The organism is Adlercreutzia equolifaciens, from assembly GCF_029076695.1.
Taxonomy (GTDB): Bacteria; Actinomycetota; Coriobacteriia; order Coriobacteriales; family Eggerthellaceae; genus Adlercreutzia; species Adlercreutzia equolifaciens_A.
Genome location: NZ_JARFIK010000530.1, coordinates 1 through 293, shown reverse-complemented (window position 1 = coordinate 293; position 293 = coordinate 1). Strand labels below are relative to the sequence as shown.

The following is a 293-nucleotide window of genomic DNA, read 5'->3' as shown; positions in this document are numbered from 1 at the left end:
CATTCCTTTCGTGTGTTTTTTTATTGTAAATTCCCATTCGCATACAAAGAAAATCGTTGAAGTCCTTACCTGCTTTTGGTGGCTCATCAACGATTTCATACTTATCCGGCAGAATAGTTTTTAAGGTCTGTGCTGCCTTTCTGCCCGCTATATCATTGTCAAAATGGATACGGATTTTCCTGACAGATGGGTTACTGCCAAGATACTTTTCCAGTGCAATCGGCACTTTACTGTCCTCAATTTTCTTTGCCGGAGAATACACCCCGGACAGCGAAACAAAGCTCATTTCTTTC

Annotated in this window: 1 protein-coding gene; it reads right to left on the bottom strand. The window is 41.3% G+C overall.

Annotation, left to right across the window (positions count from 1 at the left end; all coding sequences use genetic code 11):
- Nucleotides 1-293: toprim domain-containing protein (locus tag PZH32_RS13485; protein WP_275208761.1), on the bottom strand; the 293-nt coding region annotated here is incomplete at both ends.